Origin of the sequence: Marinomonas sp. TW1 (assembly GCF_001625355.1) — a bacterium.
In the GTDB taxonomy this organism is placed as follows: Bacteria; Pseudomonadota; Gammaproteobacteria; order Pseudomonadales; family Marinomonadaceae; genus Marinomonas.
The window spans coordinates 1-9542 of record NZ_JSEE01000029.1 but is presented as its reverse complement, the minus strand read 5'-3'; the positions used below and the strand labels follow the sequence as shown (position 1 = coordinate 9542).

At 42.0% G+C, this 9542-nt stretch carries 1 protein-coding gene; it reads left to right on the top strand.

Translation table 11 applies throughout. From position 1 onward, the window contains the following. Positions 1–38 precede the first annotated feature (38 nt). Positions 39–8222 (top strand): hemagglutinin repeat-containing protein, encoded by an 8184-nt coding sequence (locus tag OA79_RS17690; protein WP_231908914.1) that lies wholly within the window; start codon positions 39–41, stop codon positions 8220–8222. Positions 8223–9542 lie beyond the last annotated feature (1320 nt).

Sequence of the window (9542 nt, the reverse complement as noted above, 5' to 3'; positions counted from 1 at the left end):
TGGCACAAGACGGCACCTTAACCATTCAAACCAACAAAGTGGATAACCAAGGTTCCTTGGCAGGTAAAGGCATTACGATTGATGCCACCGAACTGAGCAACAGTTCAGCTAACGCCAAGATGTATTCCACCGATGCAATCGCGTTGAATGTACAAGGCAACATCACTAATGAAGATGGCGCGTTGGTTCATGCGGATTCCGACTTGACCTTAGATACTGAGGGAAATCTCACCAATACAGATTCCACAATAGAAGCTTTAAATACTATCGACATCAAAGCGAATAATGTCGCGAGCTCCGGTACGGTATTGGCGCAAGACGGCACTTTAACCATTCAAACCAACAAGGTGGATAATCAAGGAACCTTGGCGGGTAAAGGCATTACGATTGATGCCATCGAATTGAGCAACAGTTCAGCGAAAGCCAAGATCTATTCTACCGATGCAATCGCGCTGAATGTACAAGGGAACATCATCAATGAAGATGGCGCTTTGGTTCATGCGGATACTGATCTGACCTTAGATGCCGAGGGCTACCTCACTAACACAGAATCCACGATTGAAGCATTAAACATCATCGATATCAAAGCGAATAATGTCGCGAATACAGGCACCGTCTTGGCACAAGATGGTGCCTTAACTATTCAAACCAACAAGGTGGATAACCAAGGAACCTTGGCGGGTAAAGGCATTACGATTGATGCCACCGAACTGAGTAATAGCACGTCGAGTGGTAAAATCTATTCAACCGATGCGATAGCACTGAATGTGCAAGGTAACGTCACTAATGAAGATGGTGCTCTAGTGCATGCGGATTCCGATCTGACTTTAAATACCGAGGGCAATCTCACTAACACAGATTCCACGATTGAAGCTTTAAATCAGGTCGACATCAAGAGTCAGAATTTCACCAGCTCGGGGACGATTTTAGCGCAAGATGGCGCTTTAATCATTCAAACGAATCAGCTAGATAACCAAGGTTCTGTAGCGGCTAAGGGCATCAGGATTGATGCCACCGAACTGAGCAATAGCACGGTTAACGGTAAAGTCTATTCAACAGATAAACTCGATTTCAATATCACAAGTGATGTGATCAATAAAGAGGGAGCCTTAATTCATGCTGGAAAAAAATTAACCTTCGATGTGGAAGGTAAACTCACGAATTCGAATAGTGATATCGAGGCTGTTCAAGGCATTAAGGTTAACAGTCATCATTTTGTGAATTCTGGTTCAGTCTTAGCTCAAAATCAGTCATTAAAGATAGAAACAGACCATTTAGATAATCAGGGGCGACTTTTGGGTCATGGTGTAGAAATTAATGTCACCTCACTTTTAAATAATACTGTCAACAGTGAATTGTTATCAACTGATCACCTTTTTTTGAAAATAGATAATGACTTTATAAATGAAAACGGCGCGAATATTAAAGCGAATGATTTATTAACTATTGATACAAAAAAGAATTTTTATAACATCGGTTCTAATGTTGAGTCTGCAAATGAGATTAATATCATCGCTCAAACAGTAGAGAATGAAGCGGGCAGCGTGATTTCGACAAAAAAAGGTACCTTAGGTATTTATGCATCGAATAATGTGACGAATACAGGGGGGATATCGGGAAATTATGTCGATATAAAAACAAATTTTTTGAAAAATAGTGGGGGTGATAGCATTATTTTAGGGCGAACTAATTTGAAAATAGAGGCGGATAGTAATCTTAATAATGAAAATGGTGGGGTGTTGTATAGCCTTGGTACGGCTAGCTTTAAGACAAATGGTACTTTGCTTAACAGCTCCGCAACAATTGAGACTATTGGAGATTTGAATATTGATGTCAATCAATTAATAAATAAAAAGAAAGTGTTTTCTGTTTATAATAATGTAATTGTAAACGAATATAGTATTCACTTTCAAGAGTATGTTGTTGATTTGGTCGATGAGTTCTATAGAGATTATACTGAAATGATTTCTACTCCAATTGTTGATTATGATAGTGAGGAGTCTTATATATTGACTTCTGGTAATATGTATTTAAAGGGTTTGATTGATAATGTATATTCAACTATAAGTTCAGTGGGGGATTTAATCTACGCAACAGATAATCTTAACAACGTAAGTTATTTTGGCATAAAAAAAACAGAGGAGATTATTAAGAAGACTGATATGTATCAAAGATCATCTTCATCTGGTTATGATGTACATGTTTCTTATGAAAATAATACACAAGAAGAATTTATAACATTGGCTTCCGCCACCTTTACTGCTGGAGGAAACATAAAAGGTAAAGCTGGAAATGTGTCAAATGTTGGGGCGGTGGATGAAGTTATTGCTGCCTCAATCGATGATTCAGATGACAAAACTCTTTCTCAAACGGAATTGGATGCAAACACTACCAATTCAAATGACACCTCCCTTGTTCAAACGGAATTGGATGCAAACACTACCAATTCAAATGACACCTCTCTTGTTCAAACAGAATTGGATGCAAACACTACCAATTCAAATGACACCTCCCTTGCTCAAACGGAATTGGATGCAAACACTACTAATTCAAATGACACCTCCTTTGCTCAAACGGAATTGGATGTAAACACGACAGAGTCAGATGACACATCTTTTGTTCAAACGGAATTGGATGCAAACACTACCAACTCAAATGACACCTCTCTTGCCCAAACGGAATTAGATGCAAACACTACCAACTCAAATGACACATCTCTTGTTCAAACGGAATTGGATGCAAACACTACCAACTCAAATGACACCTCTCTTGCTCAAACGGAATTGGATGCAAACACTACCAACTCAAATGACACCTCTCTTGCTCAAACGGAATTAGATGAAAATACTACCACTTCAAATGACGGATCTCTTGTTCAAACGGAATTGGATGCAAACATTACCAGCTCAAATGACACCTCCCTTGTTCAAATGGAATTGGATACAAACACGGCTAAGTTAGATGGCAAATCTATTGTTCAAACGGAATTGGATGCAAACACGACAGAAATGAATCAGATGAAATTGTCTAGGACATCTGATTCATTACAGGTAAAAATGACAGGTAATCAAGATGAACCAGCGGTGAATAACGTTGATCTAAACCTTGTCAAATCCCGCCGTGACGCCATTTTTAATGACCTTAATGTGGACTCTTTTGTACAGAGTGCGCTTTATACCCCTTCCGAAAATCCTGATTCTGATTACCTAATACAAACCAACCCCTTGTTCACCAATTACAAAAATTTTGTCTCATCTGACTACATGCTCAAAAAAATGGTCGGTGATGATCAAGGCCGAACCGGGAAAACGGCCTCGCGTCTGGGCGATGGCTTTTTAGAGCAAAATCTGGTGCGTGAGCAAATCTTATCCTACACCGGTTTCCAAACTTTGCCCGATCAAGTGGACATAGAATCCGCCTACGAGACCTTGATGGACAATGCCTTAGAGGAATACACAGACTTACAATTAAGCGTGGGCATTGAACTCACTGATAAACAAGCGGCGCAACTTAAACAACCGATCGTATGGATGGTCTCTGAGACTGTGCAGACGGATTTAGGCCCTCAAGAAGCTTTGGTGCCGAAGGTATATTTTTCCAATACTTCCGATATGACCTTAAGACCAGATGGATCCTTGATTGCTGCAACTAATATAGACATCCAAGTGGATAGTGATCTTGTTAATTCAGGCGCTATTGTCGCTCGCTCTGATTTATCTATCAGTGGCGAGAATATTAGCAATAGCGGTAACATGACGGCAGGAAACAATGTCAGTCTAAATGCCTCTAGCGATATTAGTAACTCGGGGAGTATGCAAGCTAATGGCGCTCTCAATTTGGTGGCGGGCGGCAACATTACCAGTGAGACCCAGAGTCAAACGATTGAAACGTCATCGGGTACCTTTGCTAGTACACAAACCTTGGTGGGAGAAACAGCGACATTACAAGGCGCCACTATCAATTTAGTGGCGGGTAATGACATTAGCCTAATTGGCAGTGAGGTGAGTGCCGATGATCAGATTTTTGCTCAAGCGGGTAATGATTTTACGGTCGCCAGTCTCGCGGTGACAAATAGTAATAAAGCAGGCAATAATTTTAATAAGTCCAGTACAACGCATCAAATAAGTACCTTATCGGCCAACAGCCTCCAACTCAGCGCGGGCAATACCATTACCAGTCAAGGTGCTCAGCTGACGGCGGATAACGATCTGATTTTATCCGCCAACAATATCGACCTCTTAGCTGTCAAAGACACCAAAGACGCCTACAGCTTTGTGGGTGGCGGCGGTAATTCCACAGAAAAGCGTAGTCATAACGAAAGCATCACAGGTACTGAGTTGAGTGCTGGCGGTACGTTGACTCTAGTGAGTCAGAACGACATCTTTTCCAAAGGATCCACGTTGAATGGTGGTGAGGGCATTGCGTTAGCTGCGGGCGGTGATGTGGTCTTGACCACAGAAACGGCGCATAACTCCTCTTATAAACAAGTGAAGAAGAAAAAATCGGGCCTGTTTGGCTCCAAGCGTTCCACGACCACGACGACGTCTGAGAGTCTGATTAATCAAGGTACGAACCTGACGTCGGGCGGTGATCTTACTATTGCATCAGGTGTTGATATTCTCTTGGAGGGTAGCAAAGCTAACGCCGAAGGCAACATCAGCTTGCAAGCAGGTGGGGACATCCAACTGCTCAGCGCCGTGGACCAAACGTCACAGCGTTACCAGAAACAGAAAAAAGGCACCTTTAAAGTCAAAGCCAAAGATAAGGGCTCTATTAAGCAAACCGCGGTGACCAGTGATTTGGTCGGCGGTGGCAACATCAGCCTAGACAGTGGCAGCAACATTACCTTAGAAGGCGCTACCTTAGCGGCCAACGACACCTTGACGATTGGCACCGATGCGGTCACACAAAACGCCAATGGCCAATACGTCAACGACAAAGGGGAATTAGCGGGTAATGTCACCGTCACCACTCAGGCATTAGAAAGCAGCGAGTGGAGTGAATCTTCCTCAAGTTTCCGCGGTATCTTTAAGGATCTTGTGAAAGGTATTGCTGTTATTGCTTCAACGGCCACTGCTGGACTTATTCATGGGGAAATCAAGGTGGGTGAGTCGGATGCCACCCGCACCGATACTCTAACGCAACAAACCACCACCTTGGCTGCCAGTAACCTTAACCTCACCGCACAGCAAGACCTAGCCCTGATCGGCGCACAAGTGGCGCTGAGCGACACAGCCAACTTAACAGCACAAAATGTCACCATCGATGCGGCGCAAGAACATAGTGTAACCACCACTTCTCATACGGATCAAACCGTCTCTGGTGAGGGCGCCAGCTTCTCTTCTGAAAAAGGGGAATTAACACTAGCCAGCATTACGGAAACTGATCGCACTGAGCGTACTACTACTGCCGCCAATACTTGGGCTGGGTCGAGCTTACAAGCAAGCAACCTAAACATCCAAGCCAACAAAAACGTGGCTATCATTGGCAGTGATGTGACGGTGCAAAATGATGCCAACATAGAAGGCGAGAACGTGCTGATCGGTGGTCGTGAAGACACCACAGACACCACAAATGACAGCATCACCAAAACCAAAACCTTAACAGTGGGTGTGAAAAACGCTTATGCGGATACCTACCTTGCGGTACGTGCTTTAGATCAAGCCAAAGACGCGGTGAAAGACGCTGAAGCCGCCTACGAAGACGCCAAACAAAAAGTCGCCGATGGTAAGCTTCCGAAAAGCGATTTGGACTTCTACAAAGCCAACCTCGCCGTGGCGACTGCCAACGTGGCCAGCGCCACGACAGCGGTTGCTGCATCGGGAGCCGCAGCCGCAGCAGCAGCTACTACCAGTGGAGGAACGGGCTTTTACGCCACGGCGGGCGTGACTACGCAAACCGACACCACCTCAACCACCACTAGTCAAGGTCAATGGCAAGGGGCTAACATTCAGGTAGGTGGTAATACCAGTCTGACCAGTGACAACAACTTGAATGTCGAAGGATCTGTTATTGCGACGGCTGGGCAACTTGCGCTGAATGCCCAAAACATCAATATCACTGCGGGTAAAAACACTTATACCGAAAAGACTGAAAGTCACAGTGAAGGTGCCAGTGTAAGCGTTAGTATGAAAGCTGATACGACGTCTTTAAGTGGTGGTGTCAACGCCAACCAGAGCAGCAGTGACAGCCAGAGCGTGACACACATCAATAGCCAACTGGTGGCCGGTAGTCTTGTCAGTGACAGTGATAACCTGACCATTGAAGGCGGTAATCTGGATGCGGACAGCATTGACATCACCACAGATCAGCTTGTGGTGACCAGTATACAAGACACTTCCAGCAGTAACAGCAAAAGCCTAGGTGGCAACATGGGTGCCGGTGGCGATGGCATCAATAATGTGGGAGTGAACGCCAGCCAAAGCGAAGCTGAACGAGCTTGGGTAGCACAACAAAGTGGCATCACGGGTGGTCAAGTCAACATCACCGCCAAGGATACCAGCTTAACGGGTGCGGTATTGGCATCGACCAATGCACAAGGTGAAGACAATGGCCAAATGACCCTCACCACCGACACCTTAAGCGTGTCGGATATAAAAGACATAGACGAGAGCAAAAACCTCGGCATCAGTCTGTCTGCCGGTGGCGATACCACTAACATTGGGGCCAACTTTGATGGCTATGAAAAAGCCCAAACCACCAAAACCACCATCGGCCTTGGCGATGTCACCGTGGGTGGCAGCAATATAGACGAACAAGCGCAATTCGCAGATCTTAACCGAGACATTACCAACAGCCAAGAAATCACCAAAGATGTTGAGCGCGGAGGCTTAGACGCCAACCTCACGGTGGACAACCGTATGTTGACGGCATCGGGTCGTCAGCAGATTGCGAATGATGTTACCGATACCTATGAACATGGTGAAGACATAGGCCGTGCGGTATCTAGGGTGAACGAAGACGAGGATCTGGGATTCTTCGATTATGGACAAACCCTTGCCAACAATGCCAAGGGCACACAGCTGAAAAACGACTTGTTACGTAACCCTGAGAATAAAGAAATTCTTGCAGGTCTGAAGAGCGAAAATGAAGAAGAGTATAACCAAGCTGTGGTGGCATTAGGCCATCTTGCACAGGATAAATTTGGGTTAGAGCTAAGTGAAATCAATCTCTACGATGGTAAAGCAACCACCAGTAGCTCATTAGCCGATACATTGCTTAGCGACGTCAAAGGTGGCGTGGTAGTCGATGCCAATAGTAGCGAAGCGGGCAAGATGTATCTTGACGTGAATGGGGAAAGCAAAACCAGCCAAATTGATACCTTGGGCCATGAAGTCTTGGAAACACAGGATTTCCAAGGGCAAGGCCAAGGGATTTTCTTCACTAACAGTGAAAGCACCCAAGAAGCCTTGGGTGATGCCTTTGGTGCGCAATTGGCGGATCGTATTAACCAAGCGGCTGGAGGTGACTTAGACAGCACCGGAGGCAGTAATTTCAACCAACGACAAGTGGCCAGTTACAGCGTTCAGCAAGGCACCCTTAATGCCAACAAAGTGGGCAATGCGGAAGTGGATCACAGGCAGCTTGATATAAGTAGAAGTGTTGCATCAACTATGTTTGAGCATGCTGCATCTGTCATTGTAAGAGATAACTCAAATGACTTTTCTGATGAGGATAAAAAGAAATTTGGGGAACCTGTAGAGATTGAGGGACAAGGAGTAGGTTATATATTTGAGGCACTTAATATTGATCTAACAGACTCTGAAACGGGAGAAAATAACAATAAGCTTGTTCCTGTCGTTAATGGTAAGTATTTGGTTGACGGAAAATATGTGGCTGAGCCTAATCTTAAAGAAGAGAAAGAAATCAAAACATTAGCAGCTATAAAAGAAGGTAATTATTCATTGCACGGTGATAAAAAAGATGATTTTAATCTAGAAGATAGCTTGATGGATGTTTATTATCAAGATATGACGGATTCAGATGTATGGAAAGATTACCCAAGTTTTGGAAAGACATTGCGCTGTGCAATGTTAGATTGTTCTGGAAAAAATAAAATATATAACAGTAATTCATATTATTATGATGCTCAGATTAAAGCTGGTCAGGAACCGTCATTAGTTAATGAAAGAGTATTATTACCTGGATACCCAAACTATGTTCCAGCTTTCGGTCCAACTCCAGATTTAGAAAGTCCAGAATCAGAAAAATTTAAAAGGTAACCGTGTCATGATGAAAATAATTCAGAATAGATTGAATTTTTTATTACCATTGATTTATTGTTTGTTAATAATTGTATTTTACTATCTTGCATATTTTGAGTATGGGTTTGGAAAAGAAAAAATAACTTTTTTTTGGGTGTTTGTTAATGTTGTATATATCTCTCCATATATTTTAAGTATATTTTTTTCGGCATATTCCAGTTTCTCAAGTATAAAAAATATCATTGTTAATTTAATATGTTTTATTGTATGCTCTTATTCAGTAATATTATATTTTGATCGGCCTGAGCGTGGTTGGGAAGGGCTGGTTTTATTAAGCTTAAGTTCATGTCAATTTCTTATTATTACGAGTATTCTACTCATCTCTTATTTTAGAAAAATAATTATAATTATAGATAATAGAGGAAGGTAAATATTACTTTAATTCACGTTACGAAACGGTTGAGTATAAGGTGAATAGAATTTAGTAATCCCCCCATCCTAAAATATTCATTTTTTCAATAAGCTAGAAAAATCTTTAACTTCTTCCAAGGCCCAATCCTGTAATTGAGCCTTTTTGCATTTCTCTTGAAAAGTTCAAACTACCAAAGCCATAATCGACCTTGGCAATGTCACCGTTGGTGGACTCACCATTGAAGAAAAAAATAAAGTTGATAAGGTAAAAAATGTTGCTGATGAAATGCTTAAGGAAGCGGAAAGCTTGATACTGTCATATCCACAACAGGAGAATATAGATTAATGGTATACAGTGAGTTTATTAAAACAAAATATTTATTTTTATTCTTATATGGTCTTTGTGTGACGTCGCTTTATTATATAGGATATAGTAAATTTGAATTTTAATATGAATAATTTGAAATGGAATGGATTATTTTTAACTCGTGGTTTATATCACCCTATATTATAAGAATAGCTGGAGTTGTTTTTCTCAGGTTTTCTAACGTAAAAAGTTGGTTAGTAAATTTTGCATCTTTAATATCTTGCTGTGTTATGGCTGTTTGGGTTTTTTATATAGGGAAAACAGATCATAGTACTGGGATGGATGTGTTGATTTTTGTTTGTTTACCTATGAAGCAATTACCCTTTATTTTTATATTTACCGCCGCCATATATTTTATTGGGTTTGTTGTTCGCATATTTGAGAAAAAATAATAAAATTAACAAGGAAATAATTGTAATAATTGGGGTCACCCTGAACCTGCTACAGTTTAACGGACATTTTTAATCAGGGACAATAAGTCCTTTAGGAGTGTTCTTATGACAACAAAACGTAAACCTTATAATACCTATACCAAAGAGTTTAAGTTGGAAGCGATTCGC